General features: G+C 71.4%; 18 protein-coding genes. 9 read left to right on the top strand and 9 right to left on the bottom strand.

The window, feature by feature from the left end:
- Window positions 1–51: 51 nt before the first annotated feature.
- A complete protein-coding gene (locus tag Q5425_RS26915) occupies window positions 52–309 on the bottom strand; it encodes a hypothetical protein (protein ID WP_308675102.1) in 258 nt (85 codons plus the stop codon).
- A 67-nt stretch (window positions 310–376) separates the two neighbouring features.
- A complete protein-coding gene (locus Q5425_RS26910) occupies window positions 377–1,774 on the bottom strand; it encodes an NYN domain-containing protein (protein ID WP_308675101.1) in 1,398 nt (465 codons plus the stop codon).
- A 97-nt stretch (window positions 1,775–1,871) separates the two neighbouring features.
- Between Q5425_RS26910 and Q5425_RS26905 the strand changes: the two genes are divergently transcribed.
- Complete coding sequence (locus tag Q5425_RS26905) at window positions 1,872–3,575, top strand: DEDD exonuclease domain-containing protein (protein WP_308675100.1); 1,704 nt, start codon at window positions 1,872–1,874, stop codon at window positions 3,573–3,575.
- A gap of 125 nt (window positions 3,576–3,700) precedes the next feature.
- On the opposite strand, the gene Q5425_RS26900 is transcribed toward Q5425_RS26905, so the two are convergent.
- Window positions 3,701–4,606, bottom strand: a complete 906-nt coding sequence (locus Q5425_RS26900) for a MerR family transcriptional regulator (RefSeq protein ID WP_308675099.1) — start codon at window positions 4,604–4,606, stop codon at window positions 3,701–3,703.
- Between the two features lie 44 nt (window positions 4,607–4,650).
- Between Q5425_RS26900 and Q5425_RS26895 the strand changes: the two genes are divergently transcribed.
- Both Q5425_RS26895 and Q5425_RS26890 read left to right on the top strand, forming a co-directional pair.
- Window positions 4,651–5,388: a maleylpyruvate isomerase family mycothiol-dependent enzyme gene (locus Q5425_RS26895; RefSeq protein WP_308675098.1), complete on the top strand. Its 738-nt coding sequence runs from the start codon at window positions 4,651–4,653 to the stop codon at window positions 5,386–5,388.
- Window positions 5,389–5,439: 51 nt separating this feature from the next.
- Entirely contained in the window at window positions 5,440–5,721 is a 282-nt protein-coding gene (locus Q5425_RS26890) for an Lrp/AsnC ligand binding domain-containing protein (protein WP_308675097.1), read from the top strand.
- Window positions 5,722–5,796: 75 nt separating this feature from the next.
- Here Q5425_RS26890 and Q5425_RS26885 read toward each other — a convergent pair whose 3' ends face one another.
- The 4 genes from Q5425_RS26885 to Q5425_RS26870 form a co-directional block, all read right to left on the bottom strand.
- Entirely contained in the window at window positions 5,797–7,479 is a 1,683-nt protein-coding gene (locus tag Q5425_RS26885; protein WP_308675096.1) for a cytochrome bc complex cytochrome b subunit, read from the bottom strand.
- Window positions 7,476–8,642, bottom strand: a complete 1,167-nt coding sequence (locus tag Q5425_RS26880; protein ID WP_308675095.1) for a ubiquinol-cytochrome c reductase iron-sulfur subunit — start codon at window positions 8,640–8,642, stop codon at window positions 7,476–7,478. Before Q5425_RS26880 ends, Q5425_RS26885 begins: the two co-directional genes overlap by 4 nt.
- The gene (locus Q5425_RS26875; RefSeq protein WP_037374396.1) at window positions 8,639–9,457 is read right to left on the bottom strand and encodes a c-type cytochrome; all 819 of its coding nucleotides are present in this window, start codon (window positions 9,455–9,457) and stop codon (window positions 8,639–8,641) included. The genes Q5425_RS26880 and Q5425_RS26875 overlap by 4 nt, the downstream gene beginning before the upstream one ends.
- Before the next feature lie 66 nt (window positions 9,458–9,523).
- A complete protein-coding gene (locus Q5425_RS26870) occupies window positions 9,524–10,147 on the bottom strand; it encodes a heme-copper oxidase subunit III (RefSeq protein WP_308675094.1) in 624 nt (207 codons plus the stop codon).
- Window positions 10,148–10,242: 95 nt separating this feature from the next.
- Here Q5425_RS26870 and Q5425_RS26865 point away from each other — a divergent pair, with 95 nt between their 5' ends.
- From Q5425_RS26865 to trpD, 3 genes are all read left to right on the top strand, one after another.
- On the top strand, window positions 10,243–10,656 hold the full coding sequence (locus Q5425_RS26865) for a hypothetical protein (protein WP_308675093.1): 414 nt from the start codon (window positions 10,243–10,245) through the stop codon (window positions 10,654–10,656).
- A 62-nt stretch (window positions 10,657–10,718) separates the two neighbouring features.
- Window positions 10,719–11,129, top strand: a complete 411-nt coding sequence (locus Q5425_RS26860) for a hypothetical protein (RefSeq protein WP_308675153.1) — start codon at window positions 10,719–10,721, stop codon at window positions 11,127–11,129.
- A gap of 5 nt (window positions 11,130–11,134) precedes the next feature.
- Window positions 11,135–12,169 carry an anthranilate phosphoribosyltransferase gene (gene trpD / locus Q5425_RS26855; RefSeq protein ID WP_308675092.1) on the top strand — a complete coding sequence of 345 codons (1,035 nt, stop codon included), beginning with the start codon at window positions 11,135–11,137 and terminating at the stop codon, window positions 12,167–12,169.
- Between the two features lie 152 nt (window positions 12,170–12,321).
- Here the strand turns inward: trpD and Q5425_RS26850 are convergent, their stop codons facing one another.
- Window positions 12,322–13,236, bottom strand: a complete 915-nt coding sequence (locus Q5425_RS26850; protein ID WP_308675091.1) for a DMT family transporter — start codon at window positions 13,234–13,236, stop codon at window positions 12,322–12,324.
- An 83-nt stretch (window positions 13,237–13,319) separates the two neighbouring features.
- On the opposite strand from Q5425_RS26850, the gene Q5425_RS26845 reads away from it, so the two are divergent.
- The gene (locus Q5425_RS26845) at window positions 13,320–14,279 is read left to right on the top strand and encodes a helix-turn-helix domain-containing protein (RefSeq protein WP_308675090.1); all 960 of its coding nucleotides are present in this window, start codon (window positions 13,320–13,322) and stop codon (window positions 14,277–14,279) included.
- A 465-nt stretch (window positions 14,280–14,744) separates the two neighbouring features.
- On the opposite strand, the gene asnB is transcribed toward Q5425_RS26845, so the two are convergent.
- On the bottom strand, window positions 14,745–16,679 hold the full coding sequence (gene asnB, locus Q5425_RS26840) for an asparagine synthase (glutamine-hydrolyzing) (protein ID WP_308675089.1): 1,935 nt from the start codon (window positions 16,677–16,679) through the stop codon (window positions 14,745–14,747).
- A gap of 186 nt (window positions 16,680–16,865) precedes the next feature.
- Here asnB and Q5425_RS26835 point away from each other — a divergent pair, with 186 nt between their 5' ends.
- Complete coding sequence (locus Q5425_RS26835) at window positions 16,866–17,810, top strand: cytochrome c oxidase subunit II (protein ID WP_396135250.1); 945 nt, start codon at window positions 16,866–16,868, stop codon at window positions 17,808–17,810.
- A gap of 32 nt (window positions 17,811–17,842) precedes the next feature.
- Window positions 17,843–18,262, top strand: coding sequence for a cytochrome c oxidase subunit 4 (locus Q5425_RS26830; RefSeq protein WP_043781541.1), 420 nt, complete (start codon window positions 17,843–17,845; stop codon window positions 18,260–18,262).
- The last annotated feature ends 135 nt before the right edge of the window (window positions 18,263–18,397 follow it).

Here is an 18,397-nt window from a genome sequence, read left to right as displayed (position 1 = left end):
CGTTCACCGATCCAATCGACCATTCGGCGCGCCGCCACGAAACGGGCGAGTTCAGGCGGTCCGCCGGATCGGTTCTTCGACCAAGCGGAGCCGCGGCACCATTCCGGCTTCGGCCAGCGCGTCCACCGCGCGGCGCTCGTCGGCGTCCCACACCACGGCGGGTGGCGCGCCGAGCAGCACGCTCACCACGCAGTCGTGGCACGAGATGCCGCGGACCACGCAGCGGTCGCAATCGACCACCACGTTCTCGATGTCGGAAACGGCGATGTGCGAGACGTCCACTTCGGACAGCTCGGGGGTGCCGGTCACGTAGTCCTCCTCACGTCGGGACTGACTGAGGAGGACGGTAGGCGCCACCACCGACAATTTTCGGCGGTCAGACCCTCGACAGGCGGCTGACCAGCACCGATGACGGAGCCGGGTGGGCGCCACCGCGCCGCACGGAGTCCGCGACCGCGCGGTCGGAGGTCGCGACGACCATGGGCCGCCCCGCGGGCTCGGCCGCGACGAGGTTGCGGATCACGTCGTCGGCCAGCACCCCGCGGTCGGAGAACAGCACCCGCACCCCGCGGGGCACCGACGCCGGGACGGAGAGCACGCCGGCGCCGTCGAACACGACCGTGACCTCGGCGGAGGTCCGGGCGGCCAGCGCGGACAGCTGGTGGACCAGCCGGTCGCGCTGGTCGGCGAGGGCGAGTTCGGGGTAGCCGGTCTTGGTGACGTTGTAGCCGTCGACGATCAGGTGCACGTTGGGCAGCGCCAGGTAGCGGTCCAAGGCGGACACGTCGGCGATCTTGCCGCCTTGGCCGGTGCCGGAGCTGGCGCCGCGGACCATGTCCGCCGGGCGGGCGCCGCGCGCGCCGAGGGCGAGCTCGCGGCGCAGGCCGGTGACGGCGCCGTCGATGGTGTCGATGAGCAGGGCGAGCCGCACCTCGTCGGCCTGCCGGGCTTCGCGGGCGGACTGGCGGGCGATCTCGGCGTCGGCGGCGGCGCGTTCGGCGCGGGCGCGTTCACCGGCGACCCGCTGGCGCTCGCGCTCGAGCTGGGTGGTGAGGGCGGCGATCTCGTCGTGGCGCGCGGCGGAACCGCGTTCGGCTTCGGCGGACGCCGCTTCGGCCGCGTCCCGGGCCTGGCGCAGCTGGACACCTTGTTCGCGAAGCCGCTTCAGGAGCTTCTCGACTTCGCCTTCGCGCTCGCCTCGTGCGTTCTCGGCGGCTTGTTTCGCCTCCGCGAGTTCGGCGCGGACCTGGGCGAGCTCGGCTTCGAGCCGCTGGGTGCGGGCGAGCGCGGCGTCGCGTTCGGCGCGCAGGGCGTTTTCCTCGGCGTTCCTGGCCACCAGCCGGACGCGCCCGATGGCCCCGGACTCGCCGAGGAGGACGGCGGCCGCGGCCGCGGCGACGGAGTCGGTGGCGTTGGGGTCGAGGGCGTCGGTGCGGTGTTCGCGGAGCCATTCGATGACGGCGGTCCGGAACTGGGAGGAGTCGCCGAGGGCCGCGAGCAGGGCACCGCCGCCCAGCTTGGCCCGCTTGGCCGGGGCGAACTTGGCGACGGGCCGCAGCTGGCGCGGCACGTCGGTGGCGGGCAGCTTGGCGACGGCCGCCGCGGCGAGCTCGGCGATGCGGTCGCGGACCGGTTCGGGGAGGGTCGGCCAGGTGGCCGGTTCGGGATGTCCGGCCTGGTCAGCGGCCTCCTCGGCCGGCTCGGAGCGCGACGCGACACCCGAGGGACCGACGGGGTCCCCGGGCGGCTCCGGCACGAGCGGCTGCGGGTGCATTGGTCCAGGGTAGGCCCCGCCCCCGCATCCCGCCCCGCGCACCACACGGACCGGCGGCGCGCGGAAACTGTCGGTGGTCACCCCTACAGTTCCGCCCATGCGTCCGGTCCAGGCTCAGCTCGCCTTCGACGAGCTCGGAACCCCGTTGCGGGACACCACCTTCGTCGTCTTCGACCTCGAGACCACCGGGGCACCGCCGGGGCCGTCGGGGATCACCGAGATCGGCGCGGTGAAGGTGCGCGCGGGCGAGGTGCTGGGCGAGTTCGCGACGCTGATCAACCCGGGGATGGTGATCCCGCCGCAGATCGTCTCGCTGACGGGGATCACGCAGGCGATGGTCTACGACGCGCCGCCGATCCAGGAGGTGCTGCCGGCGTTCCTCGAGTTCATCGGCGGCTCGGTGCTGGTGGCGCACAATTCGGGCTTCGACACGTCGCACATGCGGGCGGCGTGCGAGGGGCACGGGTACGTGTGGCCGAAGCCGGCCGTGGTGTGCACGGTCCGGCTGGCCCGGCGGGTGGTGCCGCGGGACGAGGTCGGGCGGTACAACCTGACGGCGCTGGCGTTGCTGTTCGGGGCGAGGACGCGCCCGACGCACCGGGCGCTCGACGACGCGCGGGCGACGGTGGACGTCCTGCACGGCCTGCTCGAGCGGGTCGGGAACCTGGGCGTGCACTCGCTCGAGGAGCTGATGGGGTACCTGCCGGAGGTGACCGTCGCCCAGCGGGCGAAGCGGCACCTGGCGGCGGACCTGCCGTCGGCCCCGGGCGTCTACCTGTTCAAGGGTCCGAAGGACGAGGTGCTGTACGTCGGCACGGCGAAGGACCTGCGCCGGCGCGTGCGGACGTACTTCACGGGTTCGGAGGGGCGGAGCCGGATCCGGGAAATGGTGGCGCTCGCCGAGCGCGTCGACCACGTGGTGTGCGCGCACGCGCTGGAGGCGGAGGTGCGGGAGCTGCGGCTGATCGCGGCGCACCGGCCCGCGTACAACCGGCGGTCGAAGAACCGGCACCAGGGCTGGTGGATCGGTTTGACGGACGAGGCGTTCCCGCGGTTGTCGGTGGTCCGGCTGCCGCGGCCGGGGGTGCTGGGCCCGTTCCGCAACCAGGCGGACGCGCGCACGACGGCGGACACCCTGGCCGGGGCGTCGGGGCTGCGGACGTGCACCCAGCGGATCTCGCCGCGCTCGGCGAACGGGACCCCGTGCGTGCTGGCGGAGCTGGGACGCTGCGGGGCGCCGTGCGCGGGACGGCAGAGCGTGGAGGCCTACAGCCCGGCGGTCGAGTCGGTGTCGGGCCTGATCGCGGGCCTGGACGGCCGTCCCCTGCACACGGCGGCGGCGCACGTGGAGCGGCTCGCGGAGGGACGGCACTACGAGCAGGCGGCCCGCCACCGCGACGAGCTGGCGGGGCTGATCCGCGCACTGGGCCGGGCGCACCGCCAGGCGTCCCTGGCGTCGATCGGCGAGCTGATCGCGGCCGGCCCGGACGGCGCGGGCGGCTGGGAGCTGGCGGTGATCCGCTACGGCAGGCTGGCGTCGGCGGGCGTGGCCCGCCGCGGGGTGCCGCCGATGCCGGTGGTGGAGGCGCTGGTGGCGTCGGCGGAGACGGTGCTCCCGGAGCCGGGCCCGCTCCACGGAGCACCCCCGGAGGAGGTGGGGGTGCTGCTGCGCTGGCTGACCCGCCCCGGAGTCCGCCTGGTCCGCACCACGCGCCCCTGGGCCGAGCCGGCGGCAGTGGCGGGCTGGCAGGGCTGGCTGAGCCTGGTAGCGGACGCCCACTCCCTCGAACACATCGGCTAAGACGTCACTTTCGTAGGGAAAGTGACGTGTCGCGGGCCTCGAGGCGTCACTTTCGTAGGGAAAGTGCCGCTCTCGGCTCACGTGAGCCGGAGGGGCGGCTGGTCTGGGCGCGGGGGAGCTGGGGCTCAGGTGAGTGAAGTGTTCAAGGCGTCCAGGAGCCAGGTGTGGGCGACGCCCATGGGAGCCGCCTCGCCCGTGATCTCGCCCGCCAGGTGCCAGTAGCGCCGGAGGTGGGGCCGGCGGTCCGGGGCCGTCCGGTGGTTCAGCGCCCGGCGGAACGGCAGGCTGTCGGACCGGCCCAGCGCCGCCGCGTGGGCCGCCACAAAACGGTCCAGTGCCCGTCCCGGGGACGGCCGCTCCCCCGCCGCCACCCGCGGGGCCGCCAGTGCGCACGCCTCCCCCACCTCCGCGTGGAGCACACCGAGGTCGGCGATGCGGTCGTGGCCGGCCAGCGTGCTCGCCTTCACGTCGAACGCCAGCCGGGAGTCCGCGGCGAGCAGCACCAGCTCGGCGTACGCCACCACCTGGGCCGCCGTCGGCCGGTCCGGAGGCTCGGGCGCGCTGATGCCGAGGAACATGCGGGCCGTGTCCGGTGGGATCGGGCCCGTCGTCATCGGGTGCCAGAGGCGGACCAGCGTTTCGTGCGCCGAATACCCGTCCTGGACCGCGGACAGCAGTTCGAGGCGGTCCGCGCGGTCGGCCGGCGCCGCCTCCGAGACGGCGCGGAGCATCGAACGCCGCCAGGCCAGCGTGGCCAGCTCGCGGTCGAGGGCGGCCCGCTCGGCCGCGACGGCGTCGTCGAGGGAACAGCGGCCGGCGAGGACGTCGGTGATCGGCCGCAGGCCCAGCCCGAGCCCGCGCAGCCGGCGCACCAGGTTCAGCCGGTCGATCGCCGCGCGGTCGAACCGCCGGTGCCCGCCTGCGCTGCGCACGGGCTCCAGGACGCCCTCGTCGCAGTAGAACCGGATCGTGCGGACCGGCACGCCGGTCCGGTGCGCCAGCTCGCCGATGCCGAGTGTGTCTCCGGTCACCTTCGGTCGAACCTCCAGCCGGGTGGAGTTCCTACGGTACGGCCATGGACAACGCAAGACTCGCCGAAGGACTCCACGACCACACCGCCGGGTTCGCCGCCGCGGTGGACGGCGCCGACCCGGAAACCCCGGTCCCCACCTGCCCGGAGTGGCCGCTGCGGGTGCTCGTGGGCCACCTCGGCCAGGCCCACCGCTGGGCCGCGGGCATCGTCCGGTCGGGACCGTCGCCGGTCCCGGAGCCGTTCGACGCCGACCCCGGCTCCCCCGGAAAGTGGTCCGGCTGGCTCCTCGAAGGCGCCGCGGACCTCGAAGACGCCGTGAAAACCGCCGGCGACACCCCGGTCTGGACGTTCTTCGGCCCGCAGCCGGCGACGTTCTGGCTGCGCCGGATGCTCCACGACACCACCGTCCACCACGCCGACGCGGCCCTGACCACCGGCACGGCGTTCACCGTGGCACCGGACCTCGCGGCCGACGCGATCAGCGAGTGGCTGGAACTGCTCGCCGACCCGGTCACGGCGAGCCTCAAACCGGGCTTCGCCGAGCTGCGCGGCACCGGCCAGACCCTGCAGCTGAAACCGGACGACGGCCCGGGCTGGCTGATCACCCGCACCCGCGGCGGCGTCCGGTGGACCCGCGCAACGGAACCCGCGGACGTCACGCTGACCGGCCCCGTGCAGGACCTCCTGCTCGTGCTGACCCGGCGCCTGCCCGCGGACCGCGTCACCACCACCGGCGACCCCGCGCTCGCCGCCCACTGGCTGGCACACACCGCGGCTTGAGGCTCACTAGGATCGCGGGCGAACCCCGCAGACGAGTCTTGGAGGACCCAGGTGATCACCGCGATCGTGTTGATCCAGGTAGAGGCGGACGCGATCCCGGACGCCGCGCAGGCGATCGCCGACATCGAGGGTGTCGGCGAGGTCTACTCGTGCGCCGGGGACGTCGACCTCATCGCCACGGTGCAGGTGTCCACGCACGAAGGCCTGGCCGACCTGATCCCCGGCAAGATCGGGAAGGTGGCGGGCGTGCTGAACACCGTCACGCACATCGCGTTCCGGTCGTACTCCCGCGCCGACACGGAATCGGCCTTCTCGATCGGCGTGGAGGACTGACCGCCCGGCCAGACCCGCAGAAACGCCGAAGGCCACCTCCCGGAAGAGGTGGCCTTCGACGTTGAGCGCCTGGAGCTAGTGGTCCGCCTGCTTGGCGGCCGACGCCGTTTCCGCGGAGTCGAACTCACCGTGCTGGCCGTGCTGGCCGTTCTCGCCGCCGGAGTGACCGTTGCCGTTGGCCCGCTCCAGCGCGGCGGTCTCCTCGGCCGGGTCCGGGGTCCAGAACGTGCCCGGCACGGCGTGCCCGGCCGAACCCAGCTTGTTCATCTTCTTCGGCACCGACGCGCCCTGGTACTCGAGCGGGATCGCGTGGCCGTGGCTGTCGAGGCCGGCCAGCGGCTGGTGGATTTCGATGAACTCACCGTGCGGCAGCCGCTTGATGATGCCCGTCTCGACGCCGTGCTCCAGCACCTCGCGGTCCGCCCGCTGCAGGCCCAGGCAGATGCGGTAGGTGAAGTAGTAGGCCAGCGGCGGCACGATCAGCACGCCGATGCGGCCCGCCCACGTCGTCGCGTTCAGCGAGATGTCGAAGCTGTCGGCGATGATGTCGTTGAAGCCCGACAGCTCGATGACCATGAAGAAGCCCAGCGCCATCGCGCCCAGCGCCGTGCGGACCGGGGCGTCCCGGGGCCGCTGGAGCAGGTTGTGGTGCGCGGTGTCCTTGGACAGCCTCCGCTCGAGGAACGGGTAGGCCAGCAGCAGCCCGATCAGGATCGGCATGCCGACCGCGCCGGGGAAGAACACCGCCGGGATCGTGTAGTTCCCGAGGTAGACCTCCCACGCCGGCCAGATCCGGAGCATGCCGTCGGCCCAGGCCATGTACCAGTCGGGCTGCGAGCCCGCCGACACCTGCGCCGGGTTGTACGGGCCGAAGTTCCACACCGGGTTGATCTGGAACAGGCCCGACATCAGCGCCAGCACGCCGATGACCAGCGTGAAGAACGCCCCGCCCTTGAGCGCGAAGTACGGCATGATCCGGACGCCGACGACGTTGGTCTCCTTGCGGCGCACGCCGGGGAACTGCGTGTGCTTCTGGTACCAGACCAGGGCCAGGTGCACCCCGACCAGCGCGAGCATGATGCCCGGCAGCAGCAGGATGTGCAGCGTGTACAGGCGCGGGATGATCTGGTCGCCGGGGAACTCCCCGCCGAACAGCGCCCAGTGGATCCACGTGCCGGCCACCGGCACCGAGAGCACGATGCCCGACAGCGTCGCGCGGATACCGGTGCCCGAGAGCAGGTCGTCCGGCAGCGAGTAGCCGAAGAAGCCTTCGAAGCAACCCAGGACCAGCAGCAGGCCACCGATCACCCAGTTGGCCTCACGCGGGCGCCGGAACGCGCCGGTGAAGAAGATGCGCAGCATGTGCACGGCCATGGACGCGACGAAGATCAGCGCGGCCCAGTGGTGCAGCTGCCGCATGAACAGGCCGCCGCGGACGTCGAACGAGATGTCCAGCGTCGTGCGGAAGGCCTGCGACATCTCCAGGCCCTGCATGTTCTTGAAGCTGCCGTGGTAGACGACCTCCTGCATGGAGGGGTCGAAGAACAGCGTCAGGTACACCCCGGTGAGCAGCAGGATGATGAAGCTGTAGAGCGCGATCTCGCCCAGCAGGAACGACCAGTGGGTCGGGAACACCTTGTTCATCTGGTGCCGCAGGCCCTTGGCCAGGTGGTACCGCTGGTCAGCGTTGTTCGCGGCCTCGCCCAGGTGCCGCTCGACAGCGCTCGAGCCCTTGGTCGGCGTGGTGAGTGAACTCATGACTTACGCTCCCAAAAGGCCGGACCGATGGCCTCGTTGAAATCGCCTCGCGCGATCAAGTATCCCTCTTCGTCCACCGTGATCGGTAGCTGGGCCAGCGGACGGGTCGCCGGGCCGAAGATCGGCTTGGCGTAGTGGAGCGCGTCGAACTGCGACTGGTGGCACGGGCACAGGATGCGGTTGGTCCGCTGCTCGTACAGGGAGGTCGGGCAGCCGACGTGGCTGCAGATCTTCGTGTACGCGTAGTAGTCGCCGAAGTTGTAGTCCTCCTGGCCGGCCCGCTTGACCACCTTGGCGGCGTCGGTCGGGCGCAGGCGGATCAGCATGACCGGGTTGTCGACCCGGGTCAGCGCCGCGGCGAGGGCCTCCGCGTTGTTCCGCTCGGACTCGCGGAACGGGAACACCGTCTCCATCGCGCCCGCGTCGAGGTCTTCGGCCTTGACCAGCGAAATCTCGGTCTCCTTGCCGTGCTCCACCTCGACCGGCTTGCCGGTGTTGCGGCGCAGGTAGACCTTCTCGCCGGGGAAGTTCGGCTGCCAGCCGGTGTGCCACAGCGAATCGCGGGTCTCGGTGTCCTTCCACGGGTTCTTGATGAAGGACGCGATGGGCAGCGCCGCGGCCGCGAGGCCGAGCGCACCCGCACCGGCGATCGCCGAGCGCTTGATCAGCGAGCGGCGGGCGATGGTGCTGCGGCTCCCGGCGTCGGCCAGGTGCGCGAGGATCGTCGCGCGGTCGACCTCGGGCGACCCGGCGCCGCTGGAGTCGCTCCGCTGCTGCACCGCGACCTCGGCGGGCACGAACTTCTTCGTGTACAGGATCACGCCGATGCCCAGGCCGAGGATGGCCAGGCCGAGCGTGAGGCCGAGCATCGGGGTGTAGAGGCTGTACCAGAAGTGGCCGCTCTCGTTGTCCGGCGCCTCGTACTGCCACGGCCACCAGATGAGCGCGACGACGAACCCGATCCCGGCCAGCGCGGACAGCGCGAACCAGAACGCGACCAGGCGCTCGGCCCGCTTCTCCGCGCGGGTGCCCTCCACGGGCCACGGCGTGGGGTACTCGACGAGCTCGACCCCGTCGAGCTGCCCACCCAGCTTGACCAGCTGGTCCCGGTCCATCTCAGCCAGCTCCGCCTCCGTCGGCGGCTTCGGCCCCTCGGCACTCATGCCTTCGATCCAATCCACAACGTCACGCCGATCAGCGCGGCGATCCCGACGATGAAGGCGATGACGCCCTCCGAAGCGGGGCCGACCCCGCCGAGGCCGTTACCACCCGGGTCATTGTTGCCGTCCGACACCGACTTCACGTAGGCGACGATGTCCTTCTTCTCCTCCGGCGACAGCTGCCGGTCGGAGAACTTCGGCATGTTCTGCGGGCCGGTGAGCATGGCCGTGTAGATCTGCTCTTCGCTCGCCGGGTCCAGGTTCGGCGCGTACTTGCCGGCGGACAGCGCGCCACCGCGGCCGGTGAAGTTGTGGCACGACGCGCAGTTGAGGCGGAACAGCTCGCCACCGCGGGCCGGGTCGTCGCCGCGCAGGGCCTCGCCCTTCTCGGCGGGGCGCTGGACGCCGCCGCCGTGCGCCTGGATGTAGGCGCCGACCGCGTCGATCTCGGCCTCGGTCAGCTTCGGCGGCTTCCGCTCGATCTGCGCCTCCTGGCGCGCGGCGGGCATGCGGCCGGAAGAAGTCTGGAAGTACACCGCGGCGTCGCCGATGCCGATCAGGCTCGGGCCGCGGTCCTGCACGCCCTCGAGGTTCGCGCCGTGGCAGGCGATGCAGGTGTTGTTGTAGACCTGCTCGCCGAGGCGCAGCTGCGCCGGCGTGCCCTGGGCCTGCGCGGTCTGCGGCTCCGGGGCGAACACGGCGTACAGCGCGCCGGCGCCCACCAGCGCGATACCGAGCGCGAGCAGGCCGGCGAACCGCCTCCGCAGCTTCGACCGCGCGCGGTAGCGGCGCTCCGACGTTTTCGTGCTGGTGGTCATCTTGCGGCAACCCTTGCTGTCAGTTCAGGCCGATGGTGAAGGTGGTGGCGGCTGGGGGTGAGCCCCTCACGGCAGGAGGTAGATCACACCGAACAGGCCGACCCACACGATGTCGACGAAGTGCCAGTAGTAGGACACGACGATCGCCGACGTGGCCTGGGCGGGCGTGAACTTGCTCAGTTTCGTGCGGATGAGCAGGTACACGAAGGCGACGAGCCCGCCGATGACGTGCAGGCCGTGGAACCCCGTGGCGAGGTAGAAGACCGTGCCGAACGGGCCGGACGGGATCGTCATCCCCTCTTCCACCAGGTTGTGGTACTCGTTGGCCTGGCCGCCGACGAAGATCGCGCCCATGATCAACGTGATGATGTACCAGCGGCGCAGCCCGTAGACGTCGCCGCGCTCGGCCGCGAACACGCCGAACTGGCAGGTCAGCGAGGACAGCACGAGGATGATCGTGAACGGGACCGCGTAGAGCACGTTGAGTTCGAACTTCTCGCCGTGCAGCGGCGGCGGCCACTGGCCGGTCGCGTTCTGCGCCTTGACGGTGAAGAACATCGCGAACAGTCCGGCGAAGAACATCAGCTCGCTGGAAAGCCACACGATGGTGCCGACACTGACCATGTTCGGCCGGTTCAGCGAGTGGACCCGCTGACTGATGGTGGGAGCTGCCGTTGTCACGCGTCGCATTATGTCCTCTCGCACCACCGCTCCGCCGGGTGGGTCCACGGCGAGCCGTCTGCGTAACCGATCACACCGGATGCCCGGGAAGGTGAGAGCTACTCATGGGTTTACTCGACCGCCTGCTTGACCTGGTCAAGAAGCGGGAAACGCCCGGTCTGACGCTTGAGACACCGGGGCTGGTGATCGTCGTCGAGGCCTTCGACCCGGTCGTCGCGGACTCCGCCGTCCTGGCCGGTTCACCCGCCTGGGTCAGCACGGCACCGGCCGTGCTGCGGCACCACCTCCTGCTGCCGCCGGACCGGCTCGCCGAGGCCGCGTCGATCCTCGCCCAGGACGGCTATGACCTGCGGGAACAGTCCCCTTCCGGGGAGTTGACGCGGGTCCACGCGGTGCGCGTCCAGGTGCTCGACGCCCTGCACTGCGCCCAGGAACGGTCCCGGATGGCGGGTCTCGCGCAGCGCCTGGGCGGTGACGCGCTGGGCTGGGACGCGCTCCAGCCGGAGCCGACCGCGTGATGTCGGTCTCGGCCGATACGATCGCCTCCAGACGTGCGTGACGAGATGGAGGCGTGTCCAACATGGGCGAGCGGTCGATGCGGGTCCTGGTGTTCAGCCACAAGGCGGAGGTGCGCGAGGCGATCGTGAACGCGGTCGGCCGGCGGCCCGCCGCCGACCTCGCGCGCGTGGACTACGTCGAGGCGGCCGGCATCGCCGACGTGCTGTCCGAGGTGGACGCGGGGAACGTCGACCTGGCGATCCTCGACGGCGAGGCGCAGCCGACCGGCGGCATCGGCCTCTGCCGGCAGCTGAAGAGTGAAATCACCGACTGCCCCCCGATCGTGGTCGCCGTCCGGCGCAAGGACGACCGGTGGCTGGCGACGTGGTCGCAGGCGGACGCCGTGCTGGTGCACCCGCTGGACCCGCTGACCGCCGCGGAGACCGTCGCCGACGTGCTGCGCACGCGACGGGTCCCCGTCGTGAACGGCTGAGCCCGGTGACCACCCCGGTCCCCCGCACCTGGCCACCCCTGCTCAAGCAGCTCATCGCGGGCGTCGACCTCTCCGCGGAGGACACGGCGTGGGCGATGGACCAGATCATGAGCGGCGCGGCGAGCCCGGCCCGGATCGCCGGGTTCGCGGTGGCGCTGCGCGCCAAGGGCGAGACGCCCGAGGAGATCGCCGGCATGGCGGCCACGATGCTGGCGCACGCGAAGCGGGTCGAACTCGACCGCCCGGCGGTCGACATCGTCGGCACCGGCGGCGACGGCTCGAACTCGGTGAACATCTCGACGATGGCCACGATCGTCACGGCGGCGGCGGGTGCGCCGGTGGCCAAGCACGGCAACCGCAGCGCGTCCTCGAAGTCCGGCGCGGCCGACGTCCTCGAAGCGCTCGGCGTCCGGATCAGCCTGCCGCCGGAGGACGTCCAGCGCAGCCTCGGCGAGGTCGGCATCGGGTTCTTCCTGGCGTCGGCGTTCCACCCGGCGCTGCGGCACGCCGGCCCGGTGCGCAGCGAGCTCGGCATCCCGACGACGTTCAACCTGCTCGGCCCGCTGACCAACCCGGCCCAGCCGGGCGCCGCGCTGATCGGCTGCGCGTACGCCGACAAGACGCGGGTGCTGGCGGAGACGTTCGCCCGCCGCGGCACGCGCGCCCTGGTGGTCCGCGGCGACGACGGCCTCGACGAGATCACCACGACGACGACGTCGACCGTCTGGGTGGTCTCGGACGGCACGGTCACCGAGCGCACCCTCGACCCGGCTTCGGTCGGCATCGCCCGCGCCACGGCCGAGGATCTGCGCGGCGGCGACGCGGCGGCGAACGCGGAGGTGGTCCGCGACCTGGTGGGTGGCAAGCCGGGCCCGGTCCGCGACGCGGTCCTGATCAACGCGGCGGCCGCGTTGACGGCGTTCACGGGCTTCTCGGAGTCCCTGGAAGACGATCTGCGAGCCGGCCTGGTCCGCGCGGCCCAGGCGATCGATTCGGGCGCCGCGGCAACCCTCCTGGACCGCTGGATCGCCTTCACCTGACCCCGTCCCGCGTGAGCCAACCCGGAACTCGCGTGATCCAAGCCGGAACTCGCGTGATTGGGGCCGGAACTCGCGTGATTGGGGCCGGAACTCGCGAGTTCCGGCTTCGATCACGCGGGTTACGTTTCCGATCACGCGAGTTCCGGGTCTGATCACGACCGGCAGGCCGCCCCGTGGGTTTCCGGGGCCGGGCGGTGTTCCGGGGCCGGGCGACGGCGTTGCGGGGCCAAGGCCGCCGCCAGGACCGCGAGCATGCCCAGCGCCTCCGGCCAGGTCGGGCGGTGGCCGTAGAACGCGATGTCCACCAGCACCGCCACCACCGGGTACAGGTACGACAGCAGCGCGACCGTCGTGGTCGGCAGCTTGCCGATGCTCGCGTACATCAGCACGTACATCAGTGCCGTGTGGACCGTCCCCAGCAGGACCAGCCAGAGCAGTCCCGACGTCGTCGACGGCAGCGGGGTCACCAGCAGCAGCGGCGCCAGCACCAGCGCACCCACCGTCGTCTGCACGGCGGCCAGCAGGTGCGGCCGGATGTGCTTCAGCTGCTTCGCGACAAAAGACGCACCCGCGTACAACACCGCCGCCCCGAGCGCCAAGGCGATGCCCGCCGGCTGCACCGGTTTGCCGTCCTCGCCGTGGGCGGACAGCGAGATCAAGGCCACACCGCCGAACGCGATGCCGGCCCGGATCAGGTGGCTCTTGGCGAACTTCTCCCCGAGGAACGCCGCCGCCAGGCCGACCAGGATCAGCGGCTGGGTGTGGTAGACGACCGTGCTCACCGAAATCGACGACAGCGCGTACGACGCGAACAGCAGCACCCAGTTGCCGACCAGGAACAGCCCGCCCAGCACGGCCAGCCCGAGGTCGCGCCGCGACGGCCGCCAGGACTGCAGCCAGCCGCGGGAAACGCACCACAGCACCAGCAGCGCGCCGCCGACCAAGCAGCGGGCGAAGGCGACAGCCGGGGCGGCGGCGCCGCTCTCGAGGACGACCGCGCCGATCGTGCCGGACATCGCCATCGCCGCGGACCACTGGAGCAGCGGGCGGGTTTCGGAGTTCGTCATGCCGACCAGGTTCGTCGCCCGGACGCCGGCCGACCAGTGTCAGAGATGACAACGGCCGCAAAACTTGTGACACACTGGCCGCCATGGACGTCAACCGGGTCGCGGTGGTGCTCGCCGACCGCGTTTCGCCGTTCGAGCTGGGCGTGGCGTGCGAGGTGTTCGGCACCGACCGCAGCGCCGACGGCATCGCGGGCTGGGACTTCGCCGTCTGTTCCCCGGCCGGGGCCGCGGTCGAGAGCTGGTCCGGGTTCGGCCTGTCCGGGCTGCGGGACCTGGACTTCGCGGCGACGGCGGACCTGCTCATCGTCCCGACGTGCGCACCGCGGACCGCGCCACCGCCGTCGCCGGTGCTGGACGTCCTGCGCGACGCCGCCGGGCGCGGCGCGTGGGTGGCGGGGTTGTGCGCGGGCGTGTTCACCCTCGGTTATGCGGGCCTGCTCGACGGCCGCCGCTGCACGGTCCACTGGGTGTACGAAGCGGAGTTCCGGCGGCGGTTCCCCACCGCCGAGGTGGATCCGCAGGCGCTCTACGCCGACGACGGCGGCGTCCTGACCAGCGCGGGCACCGTCGCGGCGGTCGACCTGTGCCTGCACCTGGTCCGCCGGCTGCGCGGGGTCGCGGCGGCCACGACGCTGGCCCGGCGGATGGTGGCGGCCCCGCACCGCGCGGGCGGGCAGGCCCAGTTCGTCCAGGCCCCCGTCCCGGCCACGGCGGCGGGCGACGACGCCGTGGTCGCGGAGGCCCTGGAGTGGGTGGAGCGGCGGCTGGACCAGCCGTTCACGGTGGCGGAGCTGGCCCGCCGCAGCGGCCTGGGCGAGCGGACGTTCCTGCGCCGCTTCTCGGCCGCGACCGGGACGACACCGCACCGCTGGCTGACCGAACGGCGGCTGGACCGGGCCCAGGCCCTGCTGGAGGAGGGCGGGCTGTCGGTGGAGGACATCGCGACGGCGTGCGGGTACGCGTCGGCGGCGGCGCTGCGGCACCAGTTCAGCCGCTTGCGGGGGACGAGCCCGTCGTCGTACCGGACGGCGTTCCGCGGCTGAGTGCCCTGCCGCACCGGGTCGTGAGTGGTAAGGCGGGTTCGAACCCGCCTTACCACTCACGACCACGGCGGCGAGCTCGGCCGGGCGGGACACGTGCGGGCAGTGCCCGGCGTCGATCCGGACCGGCTCCACTCCGGCCGGTCCCGTGCGGCCCGGACCAGCCACTCCGGCCGGAGCGTGCGGTCGGCGGTCGGCACCCCGACCGTCGACGGCATCGACGGCGCCGAACCCGCCGGTGCCGCAGCTCCGGCACCTGGCTGCGCACCAGCGCGGGGAAGTCCGGCCCCGCACCGGCGAGCAGGTCGGCCGGATGCGTCCGGTGCCCCGCCGGCTCCCGCTCCGGCAGTGCCCAGCCGTCCGGGCCCTGCGTCGTCCCGTGCACCAGCACGACGTCCACGCCGACCACCCCCGAAAAGCGTCGAGGCCACCCTGCGGACGCGGGGTGGCCTCGACGGGGCAGTTCGCTCAGAGCTTGACCGGGTACACCGGCTCCGGGATCTCGGGCTTGATCCGGTGCTCGACGAAGATGCCGTGCCAGAGCATGAACACGATCAGCGCCCACAGCTGGCGGCTGCGGTCCAGCTGGCCCGCCTTGTGCTCCTCCAGCAGCGCCAGGATCGCCTTCTTGTCCAGCAGCTCCTCGGTCTTCGAGTCGCTGATGATCCCCTTCGCCCAGTCGTACATCTCGTTGCGCAGCCACAGCCGGATCGGGACCGGGAAGCCGAGCTTGCGCCGGTTCAGCACGTGCGCCGGGATGATCTTCGCCAGTGCCTGGCGCAGCGCGTACTTCGTCGTGCCGTGCGCGAGCTTCTGGTCCAGCGGGATCGACGCCGCGACCTTGAACACCTCGGCGTCCAGGAACGGCACCCGCAGCTCCAGCGAGTTCGCCATCGTCACCTTGTCGGCCTTGACCAGGATGTCGCCGCGCAGCCACGTGTACAGGTCGACGTGCTGCATGCGGGCGACCGGGTCCCAGCCGCGCGAGACGTCGTACCAGGGCGCCGTGACGTCCTTGAAGCCCACGCCTTCCTGGTACGTGCGCAGGACGTTGCGCAGCTGGTCGTCGCGGAAGTTGCGGGCGTTGCCGTAGTAGCGGTCCTCCAGCGGCAGCGCGCCGCGGCGCAGCAGGTCCTTGCCGCGGGTGCCCTCGGGGATCTTCGTCGACACCTTGCCGATCAGCTTCCGCATGCCGCCGGGGATCTTCTCGAACGGCGCCAGCGAAATCGGCTCGTTGTAGATCGTGTAGCCGCCGAACAGCTCGTCCGCGCCTTCGCCGGACAGCACCGCCTTGACGTGCTTGCGGGCCTCGCGCGCGATGAACCACAGCGGGACCAGCGCCGGGTCGGCCACCGGGTCGTCGAGGTACCAGACGATGAGCGGCAGCACCTCCATCATCTCGTCCGCCGACACCGTGCGGACCACGTGCTTCACGCCGATCGCGGCGGCCGACTCGGCGGCGACGTCGACCTCGGAGTAGCCCTCGCGCTCGAACCCGGTGGTGAACGCGATCAGGTTCGGGTTGTGCTCCTTGGCCAGCGTGGCGGTGGCCGTGGAGTCGATGCCGCCCGAGAGGAACGCGCCGACGGTGACGTCCGGGTCGGAGATCATGTGCTTGCCGACCGAGTCGCGCATCACATCGGCGATGCGCTCGTACAGCCGCTCGGCCTCGGCGGGCCCGTTGACCGGCTTCGCGGAGAACTGCGGGTGGAAGTACCGGGTGAACTTCACCTCACCGCCGGGGACCACCTCGAACGAGGTGCCGGACTCCACGCGCCGGATCGCCGTGTGCAGCGACTCGGGCTCGGGCACGTACTGCAGCACCAGGTAGTGCTGCAGCGCCTTCCGGTCCAGCTCCTGCGCGACGCCGAGGACGTCCGACAGCTCCAGCAGGCTCTTCTTCTCGCTGGAGAACGCCACCCCGCCGGGCCCGGCCGAATAGAAGAGCGGCTTGATGCCGAACGGGTCGCGCGCGCCGAAGACCCGCTTCTCCTGGGAGTCCCAGATCATGAAGGCGAACATGCCGCGCAGGCGCTTCACCCAGTCCGCGCCGAGGTAGTGGAAGCCGGCGACGATGGCCTCGCCGTCACCCTCGGTCTCGAACTTCGCGCCGTGCTGCTCGGCGAGCTCCGCCCGCAGCTCCTGGTAGTTGTAGATCTCGCCGTTGAAGTTCATCGTGTACCGGCCCGGCGCCTCCGGCGGCCCCCACACCAGCGGCTGGTGCGCGTGCTCGACGTCGATGAAGGCGAGCCGGTTGAAGCCGTAGACGACCTCGGCTTCGGCCCAGGTGTCCTGCTCGTCGGGGCCGCGGTGGCGCTGGCAGCGCATGGCCGCGCCGACGGCGTCACGCGCGTTCGCCGCGCCGGTCTCGGTCGCGCAGATCAGTCCAAGCAGGCCGCACACGGGTACTCACACACCTTCGGGGTCTTCACCGGGCTGGGGGAAGGCCCCAGTATGCCGGGACCCCGTGGCGAGTACCACGCGCGTCGTGGGTTACCCCTTGGTCAGCGGACCCCGCCAACTCGGCTAGGCTCCGCACCTGTCACAAAGATCTGTCGTAGGAGGCTCTGGGTGAAAGGGCGAGGCGCAGTGGGACAACCCGAGCGCACCCTGGGGAAGCGGACCTTGCGCGTAACCGCGCTGGCCGTGCTGGTCGCGCTGACCGCGACGGGCTGCTCCGGCGACGAGATCCTGCGGTTCGGCTGGCCGGTCGGCGTCACGCAGCAGGCCACCGAGATGCGGAACCTCTGGACCTGGACCGTGGTCGCGGCGCTGGTCGTCGGGGCGATCGTGTGGGCCCTGATCTTCTGGACCGCGACGTTCCACCGCAAGAAGAAGACGGTCGACGGCGAGCCGGAGGAGCTGCCCCGGCAGTTCCAGTACAACATCCCGCTCGAGCTGTTCACGGTCGTCGTTCCGACGATCATGGTCTGCGTCCTGTTCTTCTTCACCGCGACGACGGAGTCGAAGGTCCTGGACAAGGTGCCCAACCCGGACGTCAAGGTCCAGGTCGTCGCCTTCCAGTGGAACTGGGAGTTCAAGTACGAGGACGCCAACGCGGCGAAGCCCGACGGCAGCGGCCAGGTCAGCACGGTCGGCTCGTCCGGCGAGATCCCGCTGCTGGTGCTCCCGGTCGGCAAGGTGATCCAGTACGACCTGGTCTCCACCGACGTCATCCACTCGTTCTGGGTGCCGGAGTTCCACTTCAAGCGGGACGTCATGCCGAACCCGGAGAAGAACAACCAGGACAGCTCCTTCCAGAACAAGATCGACCGCGAAGGCTCCTTCGTCGGCCGGTGCGCGGAGCTGTGCGGCACCTACCACTCGGTGATGAACTTCGAGGTCCGTGCGCTGTCGGCGGACAAGTACGACCAGTACATCGCGCTCCGCAAGCAGGTGAACCCGGCGACGGGCCAGACGTTCACCGCGTCCGAAGCGCTGGCGAAGATGAACTGCGGCGAGCTGTGCACCCCGCACGCGGTGACCACCCAGCCGTTCAACACCGACCGCACGGCGCGGACCGCGTCCAACTGACGCTGCCGTCACACAAGGAGTAGGAAAGACCCATGAAGGTCGAAGCCCGCATCTTCTTCATCGTGGCGATCTTCGCCGTGTTCATGGCGGCGGTCTACTGGGTGTGGACCGCGCTGGCCGCGACCCACGGCGCCGAGCCCGTCGGCATCGTCGCGCTCTTCCTCACCGGTGGACTCGCGTTCCTGGCCGGCAGCTACATGCAGTTCGTCGCCCGCCGCATCGAGCCGCGCCCGGAAGACCGCGAGGACGCCGAGATCAGCGACGGCGCGGGTGAGCTGGGCTTCTTCAGCCCGGGCAGCTACTGGCCGATCGGCATGGCGGCCACCGCGGCGCTCGCTGCCGTGGCGCTGGCGTTCTTCCACATCTGGCTGCTGGTGATCGCGCTGGTCGCGCTGCTGATCACCATCGGCGGGTTGGTGTTCGAGTACCACACGGGCCCGTCGCACGACTGACCCGCACGTGTTCCGGACCGGCCGTCACGCACCCGCGTGGCGGCCGGTTCCGTGTCTGCCGCGGCTCGTCGCGGCAAACCGCCGGGCGCGGTGGCTTCGGAGTGGACGAAGTTCTGGTCGGTCCGCGCGACCTGG

The sequence above is a fragment of the Amycolatopsis sp. A133 genome (assembly GCF_031082405.1).
Taxonomy (GTDB): Bacteria; Actinomycetota; Actinomycetes; order Mycobacteriales; family Pseudonocardiaceae; genus Amycolatopsis.
Note: the sequence above shows the minus strand (reverse complement) of the source record. Positions and strands in the feature narration are given on the sequence as shown.